At 62.1% G+C, this 16,235-nt stretch carries 17 protein-coding genes; 10 read left to right on the top strand and 7 right to left on the bottom strand.

Features of this window, described 5'->3' with window-relative positions; all coding sequences use genetic code 11:
- Positions 1-40: 40 nt before the first annotated feature.
- The 3 genes from AC07X9_RS14360 to AC07X9_RS14350 form a co-directional block, all read right to left on the bottom strand.
- Positions 41-871 carry a universal stress protein gene (locus AC07X9_RS14360; protein WP_086485885.1) on the bottom strand — a complete coding sequence of 277 codons (831 nt, stop codon included), beginning with the start codon at positions 869-871 and terminating at the stop codon, positions 41-43.
- A gap of 116 nt (positions 872-987) precedes the next feature.
- Positions 988-1,437, bottom strand: a complete 450-nt coding sequence (locus AC07X9_RS14355; protein WP_086485884.1) for a universal stress protein — start codon at positions 1,435-1,437, stop codon at positions 988-990.
- A 204-nt stretch (positions 1,438-1,641) separates the two neighbouring features.
- Positions 1,642-1,875 carry an aldo/keto reductase gene (locus tag AC07X9_RS14350; protein ID WP_254908081.1) on the bottom strand — a complete coding sequence of 78 codons (234 nt, stop codon included), beginning with the start codon at positions 1,873-1,875 and terminating at the stop codon, positions 1,642-1,644.
- Between the two features lie 258 nt (positions 1,876-2,133).
- On the opposite strand from AC07X9_RS14350, the gene AC07X9_RS14345 reads away from it, so the two are divergent.
- From AC07X9_RS14345 to AC07X9_RS14325, 5 genes are all read left to right on the top strand, one after another.
- Positions 2,134-2,871 (top strand): LuxR family transcriptional regulator, encoded by a 738-nt coding sequence (locus AC07X9_RS14345; protein WP_495197985.1) that lies wholly within the window; start codon positions 2,134-2,136, stop codon positions 2,869-2,871.
- Positions 2,872-2,979: 108 nt separating this feature from the next.
- Entirely contained in the window at positions 2,980-3,606 is a 627-nt protein-coding gene (locus AC07X9_RS14340; protein ID WP_086485882.1) for an acyl-homoserine-lactone synthase, read from the top strand.
- The gene (locus AC07X9_RS14335) at positions 3,603-4,487 is read left to right on the top strand and encodes a phytanoyl-CoA dioxygenase family protein (RefSeq protein WP_086485881.1); all 885 of its coding nucleotides are present in this window, start codon (positions 3,603-3,605) and stop codon (positions 4,485-4,487) included. The genes AC07X9_RS14340 and AC07X9_RS14335 overlap by 4 nt, the downstream gene beginning before the upstream one ends.
- Positions 4,484-5,098 carry a GntR family transcriptional regulator gene (locus tag AC07X9_RS14330; RefSeq protein ID WP_086485880.1) on the top strand — a complete coding sequence of 205 codons (615 nt, stop codon included), beginning with the start codon at positions 4,484-4,486 and terminating at the stop codon, positions 5,096-5,098. The genes AC07X9_RS14335 and AC07X9_RS14330 overlap by 4 nt, the downstream gene beginning before the upstream one ends.
- 52 nt (positions 5,099-5,150) lie before the next feature.
- Entirely contained in the window at positions 5,151-5,381 is a 231-nt protein-coding gene (locus AC07X9_RS14325; RefSeq protein ID WP_254908080.1) for an EexN family lipoprotein, read from the top strand.
- 11 nt (positions 5,382-5,392) lie between these two features.
- Here AC07X9_RS14325 and AC07X9_RS14320 read toward each other — a convergent pair whose 3' ends face one another.
- On the bottom strand, positions 5,393-5,782 hold the full coding sequence (locus AC07X9_RS14320; protein WP_086485879.1) for a type II toxin-antitoxin system VapC family toxin: 390 nt from the start codon (positions 5,780-5,782) through the stop codon (positions 5,393-5,395).
- The gene (locus AC07X9_RS14315) at positions 5,779-6,024 is read right to left on the bottom strand and encodes an AbrB/MazE/SpoVT family DNA-binding domain-containing protein (protein ID WP_011542865.1); all 246 of its coding nucleotides are present in this window, start codon (positions 6,022-6,024) and stop codon (positions 5,779-5,781) included. The genes AC07X9_RS14320 and AC07X9_RS14315 overlap by 4 nt, the downstream gene beginning before the upstream one ends.
- 160 nt (positions 6,025-6,184) lie before the next feature.
- On the opposite strand from AC07X9_RS14315, the gene AC07X9_RS14310 reads away from it, so the two are divergent.
- The 5 genes from AC07X9_RS14310 (at position 6,185) to AC07X9_RS14290 (ending at position 13,856) form a co-directional block, all read left to right on the top strand.
- Entirely contained in the window at positions 6,185-7,117 is a 933-nt protein-coding gene (locus AC07X9_RS14310; protein WP_086485878.1) for a nucleotidyltransferase and HEPN domain-containing protein, read from the top strand.
- Positions 7,118-7,472: 355 nt separating this feature from the next.
- Complete coding sequence (locus AC07X9_RS14305) at positions 7,473-8,036, top strand: RNA polymerase sigma factor (protein WP_217884262.1); 564 nt, start codon at positions 7,473-7,475, stop codon at positions 8,034-8,036.
- Positions 8,033-9,031 carry a FecR family protein gene (locus AC07X9_RS14300; protein ID WP_086485877.1) on the top strand — a complete coding sequence of 333 codons (999 nt, stop codon included), beginning with the start codon at positions 8,033-8,035 and terminating at the stop codon, positions 9,029-9,031. The genes AC07X9_RS14305 and AC07X9_RS14300 overlap by 4 nt, the downstream gene beginning before the upstream one ends.
- An 86-nt stretch (positions 9,032-9,117) precedes the next feature.
- Positions 9,118-11,679, top strand: a complete 2,562-nt coding sequence (locus AC07X9_RS14295; protein WP_254908079.1) for a TonB-dependent receptor — start codon at positions 9,118-9,120, stop codon at positions 11,677-11,679.
- Positions 11,680-11,699: 20 nt separating this feature from the next.
- Positions 11,700-13,856 (top strand): prolyl oligopeptidase family serine peptidase, encoded by a 2,157-nt coding sequence (locus tag AC07X9_RS14290; RefSeq protein WP_176342127.1) that lies wholly within the window; start codon positions 11,700-11,702, stop codon positions 13,854-13,856.
- Here the strand turns inward: AC07X9_RS14290 and AC07X9_RS14285 are convergent.
- Positions 13,853-15,586 (bottom strand): asparagine synthase-related protein, encoded by a 1,734-nt coding sequence (locus AC07X9_RS14285; RefSeq protein WP_176342126.1) that lies wholly within the window; start codon positions 15,584-15,586, stop codon positions 13,853-13,855. The two genes, AC07X9_RS14290 and AC07X9_RS14285, sit on opposite strands and share 4 nt — an antisense overlap.
- Positions 15,583-16,230 (bottom strand): lasso peptide biosynthesis B2 protein, encoded by a 648-nt coding sequence (locus AC07X9_RS14280; RefSeq protein ID WP_086485874.1) that lies wholly within the window; start codon positions 16,228-16,230, stop codon positions 15,583-15,585. Before AC07X9_RS14280 ends, AC07X9_RS14285 begins: the two co-directional genes overlap by 4 nt.
- Positions 16,231-16,235 lie beyond the last annotated feature (5 nt).

The raw sequence follows: 16,235 nt of genomic DNA, 5'->3' as shown, positions 1-16,235 counted from the left end.
TTGCAGAGCAACGCCATGTCCGAGCACGTCAACATGGCGATCAATGCGAAATGAAGATTGCGAGCTTCGGTGCATCAAGGATAGACCGTGTCACTCCTCCAAGGACAAATTCACGGGCGCGCGAGTGGCCAAAGGCGCCCATGACGAGCAAATCACGGCTATCGCGAACGCAGTAGTTTTGGAGTGTGGTTGCCGCGTCCTTGCCTTCAATCGTGACATCCACGGCCTCTGCATCGATGCCGTGCAGCTTCAGATTGCAGATTGCGTCCGACGATTTCGCGGTCTTCGAAAGATCTTTTTCGCCCGTGATTTGAACAAGCGTTACCGAATCTGCCCGTCGCAACAGCGGCATGGAGTCGGACAGCGCTCGCGCAGCAACGCTGCTCCCGTCCCAGGCCACCGCGACCCGCTCGAACTTCACCTCGCTCGCCTCGGGCAGCAAGAGAACAGGACGGCCGCTTTCAAAAACGAGTCCCTCTGCAACCGCGATCGACTCTGCATGTCCATAGACAGGCACGATTGAAAGATCATGGGTTCTTGCCCGTACTGCGATCTGCCAATGAGTGACCATGCCGGGACAATCAATCACGATGCAATCGCCGAGCAGATTTTCCAGAATAATCGATCTAAATGAGCTTGCCAATGCGTCGGCATTCACAGCGCTTTTTTTGTTCTCGCCAGCAATCATGCCGTCGATGCTCAAAAGTTTGTTCGCTAGCCAATTGGACATCGGAGGTATGTGAACCTGACAAACGCCTAGCGAGGCTTTGGCTTCAAGGCGCCTCGCCAAATCCGCAACCTTTTCGAGCGCCCAGTTGGGGGTAGGCTCGGGATGAGTGCTGGCTTGCAATAGGATGTCACGCACTTTCATTCTCCTCCGGCCATTTGAATACTTCCGATGTCGCAACGCCTAGGGGTCTGGACTCTGATCGGCCCTTTAAATCCCTACGCGCTCAGAAAGAGCTGAGTTTTTGCGGGGGCAGGGTCTCAGCGGACCACGAGCACCGGAATATCGCTATGGGTAAGCACCTCGGATGCCTTACTGCCGAGCATGAGGCGCCCCAATCCCCTGCGTCCATGTGAAGCCATGACGATAAGGCCACATTGGCGATCTTGCGCGGCGGCGATGATCGCCTCGGCCACCTCTGCGTCAGGAACATGGAGTGTTTCGGCGCTCACTGCCAGTCGTTCCGCCGACTGCCTCGCACCGGCCAAGATGCTTTCCGCCGCCTTCTGCTGACCTTGGGCATACTCAGTCAATGCGGCGTCGCTCCAGGCGAGATCATAAGCCACTCCGCTGGAAAACACAGGCAAGCGCTCCGTAACGGTGATGATTGTGACCTCAGCACCGAGAGCTTTCGCTAAGGCAATGCCATGATCCACACCCTTTTGAGCTACTTCCGATCCGTCCGTCGAAATGAGAATCCGATTATACATGCATTTTCCTTTCTGGTGGATGTCAACGTGGCAACAAATCTTGAGTGATTCGGCGTTTCGTCAAACCGGAACATGCCTCATGGCGTTGCGGTAGCGGGGCATTGCCCTGGTACTTCGTTTTTAGGCCAGTCCTCCCCGTGTATGGAAATGTAGCTCTACATGGGACCGATTGCACCCGCTTTGGTTGAGCCGATGTCGGAATACTCAACCGTCAGTCAGGGCCTCCCCGATGATCTCCTCGGACTTTCTTGCCGAATAGATATCGGCAGTGTCGATGCTGTTTACGCCCGCGTCTATGCATGTGTCGATCTGGCGACGCGCGCCTGCCAGATCAGTATCACCGGTCTTGGCGAATGCTCCCAGCCCGCCGAACGTCATGGCGCCGAGTGTGAGTGTCGAGATCTTGAGGCCGGAACGGCCTAGCAGACGATATTCCATGAGATTCTCCATGACACGGATAAGGCGTTGGCCCACAAGGAGAGGAGTGGCTCTGATTGCCACGGCCGCCGGTCGAATGCGTCCTGGCAGCAGGACTTCGACGAGTACGGATATGGAACGAAAACGGAGTGTGCAACAGGACTTCAGGCACAGCGGTGAGACAGGACACCTGGTGTCCACCAGATGAAAGGCGACCGACGAGTTGGCGGGTTGGGAACGCGCTTGCGGTCGCGGTAGTGGACTATGCGACTTGGTTTGGTGGAGTTACTCGGCGACGACATATTAGCGGCATCTTCGATTGACCATCTGCGTGAGGCATTAGCGCGCGCGACCTGCGACATGGGTTTCGATCGTTTTGCGCTTTCGCTCGAAATCGGCTGCGGGGCCGACAGCAGCACGTCCCTTCTGGTCCATGATTATCCGGCAAGCTGGGCCGATGTGTATATCGGCTTCAATCTGGCGGCGACCGATCCGGTTCGCCGCGCCGCCGAGCGCAGCGTGTTGGGCTTTGGCTGGCGAAACATCCTCGACCTGGTTCCAATGACCGAGATGGAAAGAACCACCTTCGAAACCGGCAGGCGACATGGCCTTGTCGACGGGTTCACTGTTCCGCGACACCTTCCCGGCGACGTTATCGGGTCATGCTCGTTCGTTACCGGCCTTGAAAGATCGATCCCGCATGCGATGCTGATCGTTGCCGAAATGCTCGGCGCAATGGCAATAGCAAGCGCAAGACAGCTTTCGGGATGGCGGGTCCGGTCGGCAGCCCCAAGGTTAACGGACCGGCAGCGCGACTGCGTCCTTTGGGCTGCGCGCGGTAAGACGGACTGGGAAATCTCCCGGATTCTCGACATCAGCCATGAAACGGTGATCCAGCACCTCAAGGATGCCCGCGAACGCTACGAAACACACAAGCGCGCGTCGCTGATCCTTTGTGCCTTGTACGACGGGCTGATCAGCTTCGCCGACATTTTCCGCTGGCGGGTTCGAAGCTGACGGTCAACCGCCCCGGTTCGGCGCGCTGTCTCTCCCCATTTCTTGGTATGGGCGGCTCGCTGGGGGCGATGTTCTCTCCCACGCGGTTTCAACCGCGGAGAACATGTCATGCCAGAGGAGATTGGCGAACAAATCGAGATTGATGAGAACGGCGCGCTAAGGGCGATGTTCCGCGCGCGCAAGGAGGTCTTCATCGACCTTCTGAAATGGGATCTCCCCGTCCTTGCCGACGAGTTCGAAGTCGATCAGTTCGACCGCCAAGCAGAATATCTCATTCTGCTCGAGCAAGGCGTCAGGCATCGCGCATCGACGCGTTTGTTGCGGACCGACCACCCCCATCTGCTCGGCGACCTGTATCCGCATCTGTGCGCGGGGCCGGTGCCGACTGGCCCCACCATTCGCGAGATCACCCGTTTCTGCCTGGACCGTCACCAGCGGGCGGAAGACCGGCGCAGCGCCCGCAACCAGCTCGTCACCGCACTTGCCGAGCATGCGCTGGCGACGGGTATTACGGCCTATACCGGTGTCGCCGAGCAGGAGTGGTTCGAGCAGATCCGGCGTTTCGGCTGGGACTGCAAAGCACTGGGCCAGCCCGTCGTTCACGAGGCGCGCCGCCTCGTTGCGCTTCACATCCAGATCGATGACGAAACGATCGATGGCTTGCGGGCCGGTGGCGTATACGAAGCCCCACGGCTGATGCTGGCGGCGGCCCACACAGGCAGGAACGGCCGATGAGCAAGCTCGATCCTCTCCGCCGCGTCGATTCCACTTGGATCGACCAACTCCGCAACGAGGGATATTGCATCATTCCCGATGCTTTGCCGACCGGAGCCCTTGCCGCCCTCGACGCGGATCTTGATCCAATCTTCGCGGCAACCCCCTTCTGCCAGGGTCGCTTCTATGGTGAGCGGACCAAGCGCTTCGGCAGTTTGCTCAAGCGCTCGCCTCATGCAGCACAGCTCGTCCTCAATCCGACAATCCTGTCGATGGTCGAGGAGATTCTGGCGCCGGCCTGCGACCGCATCCAACTCAATGTCGCTCAAGCCATCGAGATCCATCCCGGCGAAGTGCGCCAGTTTCCACACCGCGATCACGACATGTGGCAGGGCGAAAAGGGAAGCCACGAATATCTCGTCAATGTGATCTGGCCGCTGACTCCCTTCACGCACGAAAACGGTGCGACGCAGATCTATCCCCGCAGTCACGGGCCGAACGGCATGGCGCGCGAGGAACCGGGCGAGGCGGTCGTCGCCGAATGCCGTCCCGGCTCAGCCATCTGTTTTCTTGGGTCCACGACGCACGGCGCGGGTGCGAACCGAACCGGCCATGTGCGGCGCGGTATCGTGATCGGTTACTGCCTTGGATGGCTCAAGCCCTATGAGAATCAGTGGCTCGCCTACCCGCCCGAGGTCGCTCGTACTTTCCCGCCCGAACTGTCCGCGCTCGCCGGCTATACGCAGCACCGGCCCAATCTCGGCAATTTTGAAGGCCAGTGCCCTTCGATCCTGCTCGGCAAGGAGGTGCCCGAACATATCGGTGCGATCGACGCGCTCAGGCCGGACCAAGCGGAGATGATAAGAGGCTTCGGCCAACCGGTCGGGGGGCTGAACCTATGAGCCCCGCCTATGTTCTCGAGCCGACCTACGACACGCTAAGGTGCCGGTTGTTCGCCGGCGTCTGGCCGTCGGGGCAGCGCCTTGAAGCCGCCCGGCTCGCAAAGGAATTGGGTGTCAGCATGACGCCCGTGCGCGACAGCCTCAATCGGCTTGCCGGTGAGCGGCTCGTGCATTCATCGCCCGGCGAAGGGTTCCAGGTTCCCCTGCTGAGCGAAACCGAGCTTCGGGGACTGATAGATTGGCACCGCGCTCTCATCGGCGTTGCACTTGGACCGCGGAGTGCGATCGCGTTGCCCACGGATTTACCGCAAGGCCATGACGGTATCGGTGAGCGCACGGCGATCCTGTTTACGGCAATTGCAAGTACGACCGAAAGCATGGAGCTTCATTGGGCTCTCGGCAATGCGGCCGCGCGCCTCGGCTGTTATCGGCGGCATGAGGAAACCGTGCTCGATGACGCGCATTCGGAACTGGCCGCTCTTGAAACGCTCGTGCGCGGTGGAAACCGGCCCGGGCTTGTGCGGGCAATCGAGCGGTCTCATGACCGCCGCCGCGCCGTTGCCGGCGATCTGGTCCATGCCGCCCGCTATGCCGGATCCACTGATGCGTGAAGCTGGACCGCGGATGGCGCTCAATCCCCTGGGCGGACCACAGAGAGGAAGAATGATGATGAAACTGTTCCTGGCGGTGCTGATGGGTCCGTTGGTCCTGACGGCCTGTGCTCAGGCCGTTCCGCGCAGTAGCGAATATTTCGCCGCGCATCTGGATGAGGCCCGCCGGATTGTCGCAGGTTGCCGCGACGGGACGGTACGCGGGGAAGAGTGCGCCAATGCGGCCCGGGCCGTCGAAGAAGCCGATGCGAAGGAGCGGTTCAGGCGTTTCAGGGGGCGCTGATCGGTGCGCCGCTATCGAATCACCGAGACTTTCACGCCAGCGGCGTCCGCAATCGTCCGCCACGTCTTGTCCGCCGTGAGAGCGGGCAATCCATCGCGCAGCGCGAGCGCCAGGCAGAATCGGTCGCCAAAGGATAGGCCTGCCTCGGCCGTCACGGCCCTCAGCCTTCCAGCGATAGTCGCCAAGGCCTGGTCCGCTTCGACAATGGCCATCGGCAAGGGATGCAGCATGGCGTCCACTTCATTTGCAGGCATGCCCGCATGGATGAAATGGCTCACCACTTCGGCATAGTTGACCGAGGTCATACGCGATGCGGCAATCGCATCGGCCACCTTTGCGGCTCCGGCCTCTTCCTTCAGCAATGCCAGCAGCGCCGACGCATCGAGAACCGCTTCGCTCACTCGCCGGAGTCCTCGCGGCGACCCGCAAGGAATGCATCCACCGACGCCTCGGGCTTTCCGGCGGTGTATTTCTTGGCGAGCGCCTGCGCATGCGCGATCGATTGGGCGACGGTTCGCAGGATGACGCCATCGGGCGTCTCTTCGACGAGCAGCGAACCGCCGCCGGCAAGGCCCAAGCGCTTGCGGATGTCGGCGGGCAAGCTCATCCGGCCGTTCGGGGTGATCGTGACCTGAACCGTCATCGCGTACCTCTTAAACCCTTCGCTCGTGAGTGTCGAAGCCAATCATTACCCAGTGGCGACATTATGCCATAAATCTCCAAATATGTCGCGATTCAATTTCTGAGGCATGATTGGTGTTTCCTGGGTGCAAAGCGCACCATGTGCTGTTAGGCTATCTTCCATGCGCACTGGCCTCGATCATCTTCCGGCACAGAAAAGACGCGAAATCGAGCGCGTCGTGCAGATCATTTTCGAGGAATTCGAAGATGCGCTGGCGCTCGCTAAGCATCAGTGGAAGAAGAAGGGCCGGATCGAGAAGATCATTCTCTATGGCAGCTATGCGCGCGGCGGCTGGGTCGATGAACCGCATACGGCCAAAGGCTACCAGTCGGATTTCGACCTGCTCATCATCGTCAACGACAAGCGGCTGACCGACCGGGTCGATTATTGGCTGAAGCTCGAGGACCGGCTCAACCGCGAACTGTCGATCACCAAGACACTCAAGACCCCGGTCAATTTCATCGTCCACACGCTGCAGGAAGTGAACGATGGCCTCGCCCATGGCCGCTATTTCTTCATGGATGTCGCACGCGATGGCGTCGCGCTCTACCAGTTCGAGGACAGCGAACTGCACAAGCCCAAGCCGAAGACGCCCGAACAGGCGCTGGCCATGGCGAAGGAATATTTCGAGGAGTGGATGCCCACGGCGATGGGCTTCAAACGTAACGCCGGTTACGCGATCCGTGATGGCGATAACAAGCTCGCGGCATTTTTGCTCCATCAAGCCACTGAGCGCCTTTATCACTGCGTCCTTCTCGTCGTGACCTTCTACACGCCACACGTCCACAATCTCGGCTTCCTGCGCACCCAGGCCGAACGCCTCGACCTTCGACTGGTGGACGCATGGCCGCGTGAGCGGAAAACCGACCGCACGCTCTTCGAAAAGCTCAAGGAAGCCTATGTGAAGGCCCGCTATTCGAAACACTACCGCATCAGCACCGAGCAGCTCGAATGGCTCGCCGCCCGCGTCGAGGAACTTGGCGGACACGTCCATACAATCTGCACCGAACGCCTCACCGCCCTCGAACAGGATGTCGCGCGGGAGGGATCGTAACCCATAAGGCCGGGGCGCGCGCGGCCCGGTCGCCGCGAATGCGGCGATAGAGCCCGGCGGCCGCAAGGCCGGCCCGCCTCCGACACTTGTCTTCCCGTTCCATTCCCGTCATGTTCTCGTCCGCGCAGCTCAATTCTGGCGAAGGGCAGCGCTGAACTATCCGCCAGGCATCAAGCACGCCAGTCCATGAAGGACAGGCGACCGTACCGGACAAGGGCTTCCGCAAGGACACCCGACGGCGGCACAGCACTGGAAACGCACCGGACCGGCTTTGCCGGTCCCTGTGCGCTGCCGTCCAAGGTTGCCCGCTGTGCCTGCGTCCTTATTTCCGCCGTTTACGACCGAGCATCACCGGCTGTCGGTATCATCGGGCTGCCATAACAGCCCGGCCTCGGCCGACGTCCCCGCACCATGCGCGGACAGCGCCCATGCAAGCCTCGAGGCCTGCTTCCAAACCGAACGCGGCAAGCTGTTGACCTACCTCGGCCGCAGGGCCGGCCATGACGTCGCTCCGGATCTGGTGCAGGAGGTCTTCGCGCGGGCCGCGGGAAGTTCGCAGGCATCGAGGCTCATCAACCCGGCAGCTTTCCTCAGACGGATCGCGCGCAATCTGCTGATCGACCGCGCGCGGCGCAGAGCCGCGAACGATGTGATCGTCTTTCCTCTCGAGGAACAGCGCGACGCGGCCTGTCCGCCGCAACAGGAATGGGGACTGGAGGCCGAAGACTTGCTGAGGCTCTACCAGGAGGCCGTGGACACCCTGCCGGAGAAGACGCGGCGCGTGTTTCTGATGCACCGCGTCGATGAATTCAGCTATCGCGAGATTCACGAAGAATTGGGGATCAGCATCGCGACCGTGGAATATCACATGATGAAGGCGCTCGCCCATATCGCGCGAAGGGTGGACGCCGCCCGATGACCGACAGGCATGCGGAGGCGGACGACCGCCGGGCGGTGATCGAGGAGACGGCGGTCGGTTGGTTCGTCAGGATGCGAGGCGAGGATGCCGATCAGCTTCGCGCCGAATTCGATGCTTGGATAGATGCTTCGCCCGAACACCGAAAAGCCTATGACTGGGCGCAGAGGCATTTCGGCGCTTCGGAAATTCTCAAGACCCCGGCACCATCCAAGATCCGCCAGACAAAAAGGCACTGGGGCTGGCTGGCAGCGGGAACGGCAGTTGCGGCGGCCGTCCTGCTGGCAATCAACCTCAATCCACCTTTTCGGGCGCCTGTCGCGAACAACGGTCCAGAGGCAATACAGCCGGGATCATCGCTTGCGACGGCACATGGCGAAATCCGCATCTTCCGGCTGACCGACGGATCGAGCGTGACGCTTGACAGCGACAGCCGGATCGAAGTCGCCATGAACGATTCCGAACGCCGGCTGCGGCTGCTCGGCGGAAAAGCGCGCGTCGCTGTCGCACGCGAACGCCGCCCGTTCATCGTGGAAGCCGGAGCCGGTGCGGTGGAGACCGAGGAAGCCTTGTTCGACATTGGCTTCAACCGGCCGAACCGCATCCTGGTAAGCCTCGTCTCGGGCAAGGCCGCCATAGGTGGATTGGTGCAACCTGCGGCCTATTACCGGGGGAGCCAACCGCTGATGATGGGAAGGCCGATGGCCTATTCCGCAGGTAGCTTCGATCCATCCCCCTTCACGGGCCATATCGCCGACGACCGCGACTGGCCGAGCGGATGGGTGGAGTATCGCGAGATTTCGCTCGGGGCGCTCGTCGCCGAAGCCAACCGCTATGCCGCTCCTCCCATCAGGCTCGACGATCCCGAGACCGGCGCGCTGAAGGTTTCGGGCCGGTTCAAGCTGACCGACACCGAGACCTTCGCAAGCCGGACTGCCGAGCTGTTCGACCTTACGGTCAGCCAGCGACCCGACGGGACATATCTCGCACGACGATAATTTTTGCGCGGCCGGCTAAGGTCGCGCCAGACGCTACGTCAACACCCTCCATCGAAGACCAATCAGGTTCACGAAGGGGGGACTGCATGACGACAAGACGCATTCGCATGATGATCGCGCTGCTCGCAGGAGTGGCGGCCGCGACCATGCCCACTGTGGCACATGCCCAGGATGATCGGGCCTATCACTTCGACCTTCCCGCGCAGGATCTGGGCGATGCACTGCGCAGCGTCGCCGCCCGTGCCGGATGGGAACTTTATGCCTCGGCCGATGACATCAACGGCATTGCGGCACCGCGCCTCGAAGGCACCCTGACGGCGCGCCAGGCGATCGAGCGGCTGTTGGCGGGAAGCAATCTCACCGCCCGCTTTACCAAGGGCGGCGTGATCATCCGGGGGCGATCCCAGGCCGCGGAAGCGGTGACGAATGGTAACGGCGAGAGCGAGATCGTTGTGACCGGAAGCCGCATTCGCGGTGTGCCTCCCGCCGCCCCGGTTTCGACCATTACATCGGACGATATGCGGCGCGCGGGTCAGACCGATCTGGGCGAGGCCATTCGCAGTTCGCCGCTCAACTTCGGCGGCGGCCAGAATCCCGGCATCGGCACCAATCAGGGCTCCGCCAACGTCAACGTCAACGGCGGCTCCTCGGTCAACCTGCTCGGCCTTGGCCCCAATGCGACGCTGACGCTGCTCAACGGCAACCGCATGAGCTACACCGGCGTCAATGCGGCGGTCGATGTAAGCGCTATTCCGGCCGTCGCCGTGGACCGCGTCGAGATCGTCACCGACGGTGCTTCGGCCATTTATGGTGCGGATGCGGTTGCCGGTGTCGTCAATGTCGTGCTGCGCCGTGATTATGAGGGCGTGACGCTTCAGTCGCGGTTGGGCGGTGCGACCGATGGCGGCGGCTTCCAGCAGCAATATGGCGCGATCGGCGGCTACCACTGGGCAAGCGGCGGTGTGCTGGCGGCCTATGATTATCTGGCCAATGACGCCATTCTGGCGAAGGATCGCAGCTTCACGACGAACATGGGCTCCGACGCCACGATCTATCCCCGGATCGGGCGGCATAGCGTGCTGATCAGCCTGAACCAGGATATTGGCGATGCCGTTTCTGCCAGCATTGACCTGCTGTTCAAGGACAGCCGGCAGGACATCATCCAGGGTTACCTGACGGGACAATCGCATTTCGCAAGCGGCGCGGATGCGCGCGCCGACACCCGCTCGTTCACCATTGCGCCCAATTTGTCGGTGCGGCTCGGCGGCGACTGGACCATGCGGTTCGTCTCCTCTTTCGCAAGCGACAATACGCGCATCCACTCGAACGTCTATGCCAGTAACACCGTCACTTCGACCGGCTACCGGCGCTATGACAACAGTTCGATCTCGGCCGAACTTGGAGCGGAAGGCCCGCTCATCGACCTTCCGGCAGGACCGGTTCGAGTTGCATTCGGCGCGGGTTACCGGCGGACGTCGATCGACCTTGTCGCCGGAAACAACGGCGCCATTGTCACGGCCTTCGATCGGCATCGCAACAACATCTTCGGCTATGGTGAAGTCCATATGCCGCTGCTTGCGCCCGGCCAGGATTCGGCACTGGGCCGCTCGCTCGCGCTGACCGGGGCGTTCCGGTATGAGCATAACAGCGGCGTCGATCCGGTGGCGGTGCCGAAGCTGGGGATCGTCTATTCGCCCGTCACGGGTGTGACGCTCAAGGGAAGCTGGGGCCGCTCGTTTCGCCTACCGGCGCTCTACCAGCAATATTCCGGTTTCTCCGCGCTGCTCCTGCCGGTGGCGGGCTATGGCACGGGCTATCCGGTCAGCGCGACTTTCATCGGCCTTGCCGGAGCCAATCCCGACATGACGGCCGAGCGGTCGGAGAGCTGGACGGTCACCGCCGAGGTCAAACCCGGCTTTCTTCCCGGCTTTTCGTTGAACGTCAGCTACTTCGATTTCGATTATCGCGACAAGGTTGCAAGCCCTGTGATGTCGGTCGTCGGGATGCTGAACAACCCAGCCTACGCGTCGCTCATGACGTTCAATCCGAGCGCAGCGCAGCAACTCGCCAGCTATTCGGGCGCGCCGATGGGGCTGCAGAACATCACCGGGCGTCCTTATGATCCAGCGGATGTCGTCGCGATCGCCGATATCCGGGAGCGCAATGTCGCGCGCCAGATCTATCATGGCGTCGATCTTTCGGCACGCTACCGGCTGGAAATGGCAGGCGAGCAGCGCCTCGATTTCAGCTTTGCCGGGACATGGATCAATAGCCGCCAGCAATTGCTGGAGGGGCTTGCCTTCGTCGATCTGGCAGGAAACCTCTTCAACCCGCCGCGTTTCAAGAGCCGGATCGGCCTCATCTACAGCGCGCCGAACCTGTCACTCTCGGGCTTCGCCAACCTTTCTTCGGGGCTGACCGATCGGCGCAGATCGACGATCTACAATATCGATGGACTTTCGACCTTCGATCTCGCGGCTCAGGTCAACCCCGGCAGCGGCTTCGAGCTGGGTGCGGCAATCAACAATCTCTTCAACCACAAGCCCGACGTCATTGTGACGGGATCGCCTTACGAGACGACGTTCGATTCGACGAATTTCTCGAGCACCGGACGCTTCATCTCGGTCTTCCTGCGTAAATCGTGGTGAGATCAATGCGATTGGTCGGCATGATCGCTCCCGCGGCGGCGCTTGCGCTCGCGGGAGCGGCCCCCGCAATACCCGCAGTACCGTCCGTCCAGCGAACCTGGACCATGGCGGATATTCTTGCCGTTCCCGAAGTGAAGGATGTGGTTCTTTCGGCGGACGGGCGGTTCGCCGTCTATGTGCTGCGCACGAACAATGAAGCCGAGGATCGGCCCGAATTTGCCTTGCATCTGCTCAGCATCGGGGACCGGACCGACCGGATCCTTGCGACATCGCCCTGGATCGATCGCGTGCGGGCCATTCCCGGCAGGAGCACGTGGAGCGCGCTGGCGGATTTCGGGCGCGGGGTGCAACTCTACGAGATCGGCAATGACGCGGCGGTGACACCGGTCATCGTCAACGAGGCGCTCGCATTGGTGGGCAGCGCGGACGGCGCCGAGTATGGCTTCACGGAGACGCTGCCGCTCCGCTTCGGCGTCATCTCCTACGACTGGTCGCCGGACGGACGGCAACTTCTCTATGCAACGCTGGAGGCCGGCGGGAAGCTGAAACCAATCCACGGCGAGGCGGTCACCCGGCTAAGCGCGAGGCTACGCCGGGCGCCGCCAAGCTTCATGCATTATTACGTCAGGAACGAGCGGGGCGAAACCAGTCCCGTCGTGATGCGTCCGGCCAGTGATCGGGTCGCCCGTTTCCTCGGCGCCTTGCCGGTCTGGGGCAAGGATTATCTCGACTATGGCGTTCAGGGCGATGACAAGGGCATACCCAGCGTTCACCGCTACCGTTGGCATTTTGCCACGCGAACGACGACGACCTTGCCCGAGGATGGCAGCGGCATTTTCTGGGGCCGGGTGACAGGCCCCAAAGGCGGGGAACTCACCGTGACTGGCGCATCGGCCGGCCGCCACCTGGTCGAGCGTTTGCCCGGCTCCGACGGTGCCGTGATCGACTATGGTCCAACGGGAGTTATCCTTTCCGACCCCCGCTCGCCCGGCTCATGGCGCGCGGCCAATGGCGCCTTCACGATCGCCGCGGTGCGCCTCGCCGAGGAAGCCCGTTACGCGCTGCTGCGGATCGGGCGCGATGGCAAGACCACGCTCATCGGGACGGACGAAAGCCTGACGCATTGCACCTTCAGGGCCGATGCGCTCGAAGGCGTCTGCGTGCATGAGGGTCTGGCACGTCCGCCCCGCCTGGTTCGGGTCGAGGCACTGAGCGGACGGATCACGACGCTCGCAACGCTTTCTCCGCGCCATGACGCAATCACGCCCCTGCGCGTCGAGAAGCGGCAATGGACCAATCGTTTCGGGTACAAAGCCAGCGGCTTTATCGTTTATCCTCGAGAGTATCATAAGGGGCAGCGCTATCCGGCGATTGTCGTTACCCATGACAGTGATGCGGATGAGCGCTTTGCGGCGCCCGATCTGCAATGGAACTATCCCGTCCAGCTGTTCGCCGAACGCGGCTATGTCGTGCTTCTCGTCAACGAGCCCTGGGGTCGGCAGAGCCCTGCGCTCGAGCAGGCGTGGCGTTCATTGAACGATTGCGATGGACGGGTCTCACCTGCCGAACTCCAGCGCCTGATCTGGCTCAACGGGGCCGAGACCATCCGGAGTCTGGTCGAGGATCTGGCACGGCAGGGACTGATCGACCGCGATCGGCTTGGCATTGCCGGTTACAGCGCCGGTTCGCAGCTGGTGAACGTGACGGTTACGCAAACCAGCCTGTTCCGTGCCGCATCGAGCGGCGATGGGGCCTTTCTCGAGCCTGCCGCACATCGCTATAACCGCTGCGGCTACCGCGCGATCTATGGCGGACCACCGGGCGATCCCGTAGCCTTTGAGCAGTACCGCGCGCTGGCGCCGTCTTACCGCGCTGCCCGTTCCTCAGCAGCCATGTTGCAGCAGTTGGCCGAGCCCCGCGCCGGCGCCATCGATTTCCATCAGGCGCTCGAGGCAGCGCATATTCCCGCCGAGCTCACACTCTATCCAGGTGAGACTGCGGCATCGGATGAAACCCACATCTTCCATATCCCCTCGAACCGCCGCGCGGCGATGGAAGAAAATCTCGCCTGGTTCGATTTCTGGCTGCTGGATCGCGCGCGGGAAGGCTCGCCGGCGCTGCGGGAACGGATCGAGCGATGGCAGCTCATGAAAGCTCGGTGGCAACGCCAACCTTAGGTAGCGCCCCATTGCCGCGCCCAGCATTCGGCCGCTGCCAGCGCAAGGAGTCTTTGCGGCACGAGGGGGTCGATCGCATTTCCTTGCCTGCGCGCCAATGTCCTACCGATATCTTCGATAATGCCCTGCTCGCGCAGGATACCGTCACGCAGCAGCGAAAGGACAGTGGCCTCGTTGCGCCGATAGATGCGCTCGACAAATCCGCCCGGCCCGCCTTTGGACCGGCGCCCAAGCAGCGCCTCTGGAATATGCCCGGAAAAAGCGTCACGCACGGCTGCCCGATCGCGCCCGCCTGCAATCCATTCCCAGCTCGGGACGGCAAGGCAGCGCTCGACGATGGGCTGGGCCAGCAATGGCGCAACCGAGGGTGGCTCCGTCCAGCGGCTGTGAAACCCGTCATTGCCATGAGCGCGGGCGAGCATGCGTACATGCGCGATCGCGCCAGGGAGCTTGCCTGCTGGCGTTTCAAGCCAGGGATGCGATCCGCAAGCCGCCCTCGCCCTCGCAAGCCGCGCGGAATTCAGGAAACGTGCATCGCCCGAACCGTCCTTCCGCTTTCCCTGGCTTAGCCAACGGGCAACTGCAGATCGCAGAATAGCCGACATGCCGGCTTGTGTGAGCGTTGCAATGTCGCTGAGCGTGCGGCGCATCTCCATCAGACTCGAACGTGCCATGAAGCGATCGACGAGCGGAGTTGCCGATCGCATCAGGCAGAAGACATTGTCACCACCATTGCCCGAGAAATATGCGTCGATCCTCTGCTCCGCGCCGATCCGGCTACGGGCATGGACAATGGCCTGGACGTAATGGGCAAGGAAGGGGCGCGGAACATGGGGGACGACGGGCGCGGTGCTATCCACGTCTTCGAGTTCGTAGGCTGAACTGACCCAGGACATGGGAAAAGCATCGGCGACCTGGCGGGCATAGGTGGTTTCATCGCCGCCCGGCCCTGGTGCGACCATGGTAAGGCCGTGAAGCGCGGTCGCTGATCCTGCAAGCCCGGCACTGACGATGGTGGAATCAAGACCGCCCGATATTCCAAGGAGAACCGAGGGAAAGCAATTTCCCCAACTGCGCAGCGTATCGGTGATCGCGGTGTGAAGCAGCGCTGGCTCGACCGCGGCAATCCTGTTCCTGTCCGGCACGTGCTTCCACGGGGACCAGAGCGCGTTCACGGCAATATCGCGCCCCTTGAGGCACAAGGCCTCACCCGGCAGCAATTCGTTAAGGCCGGCGAGGCAGGTCCGTCGTCCCAGCAGATGCGGCGCCCAAAGATGGATAACGAGCGCGTCGGCATTGAGCCGCCATCGATCGTTCCAGCGAGGGATCAATTCGGGAAGGATCACGACCCGGTCCCGCTGGCGGTACCAATAGGCGGGGATGGTCCCGGAAGGGTCGCGAATGATGCGAATTTCACCCTCGGCAGTCCGAAGCACAGCAATATAGCCGCCCCAGTAACGGCTGATTAGCCCGGCTCCTGCGGAGCGGGCTATGGCGTCAGCTTCGTGCCCGGCAAGTTCCGTGACGCGCCGGCTTGGCTCTGTCCGGGTGAACAGGTGGCCGATAATGATCCCGTGATCGCCGACGGCAATGACATGCTCACGCGTGGCCCTGATATGCAGGCCACCAAGCGAGCGGGCAAATGTGAGGCTTGCAGGCGATTGCTCCACGGTAGGCGGCGGGTTTCCTGCCGCCTCGTCGAATGTCATCACATAGGCTGGAGCGGTCATAGCGCCAGGATGGGCTTGAAATCGGCGATGCGTTCGAGCGGGTCGCTCACCACACGATTTTCGCATTGCACCCAGCAATGTGCGGCAAACGGCAATTGTACGCCCATGACGACGGTCGGCGTGTGGCCAAGGGAATCGAGCATGGCGGCCATGGCGAGGCTGCGGGGCAGGCATTGGTCGGCAGCGGAAATGAAGCGCTGCGCCTGGAGGAACGCCGCGGCAATTGCGGCCTCGCTAGCTCCGGGAACCTGGTGCGGCCGCTTCTTGCGCAGGGCCTGTGCCTTCTCCAGATCCCGGACGACGCGGGCGAATCCTCGCCGCCTGAGCGTTAGCTTTGCGCTCCATTGCCGGAGGACCGCTTCGCCTGCCAGCCTTGCGGAAACGCGCGGCAATGAACCGTCGATGTAGCTTGCGGAGGCCGGCATGGCCTCGCTTTCCGTTTTCCGCGGCGGGGCGTCCGGCTCAACGAGGCGATGTTGAGCGAGCGTCTCGATTTGAGAAGGGGAGGCATGCCCGCTCGCAAAGGCGAAAAAGCTGCGCGCCATTTCGCCGCGCAGCAGAAAATAGCGCCCTTGCCTGGCATCGAGGAAAATCGGCACCTCGTCCACGATCCGGTAGTGGAGGCCGATGGCTAGCTGCGTCATATCGG

Source organism: Sphingobium sp. GW456-12-10-14-TSB1 (assembly GCF_059424385.1).
This window is presented reverse-complemented; position numbering and strand designations above follow the sequence as displayed.

Coding starts and splice junctions, on each gene's coding strand:
- AC07X9_RS14360 (WP_086485885.1), bottom strand. CDS start 871: ATGAAAGTGCGTGACATCCTATTGCAAGCCAGCACTCATCCCGAGCCT.
- AC07X9_RS14355 (WP_086485884.1), bottom strand. CDS start 1,437: ATGTATAATCGGATTCTCATTTCGACGGACGGATCGGAAGTAGCTCAA.
- AC07X9_RS14350 (WP_254908081.1), bottom strand. CDS start 1,875: ATGGAATATCGTCTGCTAGGCCGTTCCGGCCTCAAGATCTCGACACTC.
- AC07X9_RS14340 (WP_086485882.1), top strand. CDS start 2,980: ATGCCAGAGGAGATTGGCGAACAAATCGAGATTGATGAGAACGGCGCG.
- AC07X9_RS14335 (WP_086485881.1), top strand. CDS start 3,603: ATGAGCAAGCTCGATCCTCTCCGCCGCGTCGATTCCACTTGGATCGAC.
- AC07X9_RS14330 (WP_086485880.1), top strand. CDS start 4,484: ATGAGCCCCGCCTATGTTCTCGAGCCGACCTACGACACGCTAAGGTGC.
- AC07X9_RS14325 (WP_254908080.1), top strand. CDS start 5,151: ATGATGATGAAACTGTTCCTGGCGGTGCTGATGGGTCCGTTGGTCCTG.
- AC07X9_RS14315 (WP_011542865.1), bottom strand. CDS start 6,024: ATGACGGTTCAGGTCACGATCACCCCGAACGGCCGGATGAGCTTGCCC.
- AC07X9_RS14310 (WP_086485878.1), top strand. CDS start 6,185: ATGCGCACTGGCCTCGATCATCTTCCGGCACAGAAAAGACGCGAAATC.
- AC07X9_RS14300 (WP_086485877.1), top strand. CDS start 8,033: ATGACCGACAGGCATGCGGAGGCGGACGACCGCCGGGCGGTGATCGAG.
- AC07X9_RS14295 (WP_254908079.1), top strand. CDS start 9,118: ATGACGACAAGACGCATTCGCATGATGATCGCGCTGCTCGCAGGAGTG.
- AC07X9_RS14290 (WP_176342127.1), top strand. CDS start 11,700: ATGATCGCTCCCGCGGCGGCGCTTGCGCTCGCGGGAGCGGCCCCCGCA.
- AC07X9_RS14285 (WP_176342126.1), bottom strand. CDS start 15,586: ATGACCGCTCCAGCCTATGTGATGACATTCGACGAGGCGGCAGGAAAC.
- AC07X9_RS14280 (WP_086485874.1), bottom strand. CDS start 16,230: ATGACGCAGCTAGCCATCGGCCTCCACTACCGGATCGTGGACGAGGTG.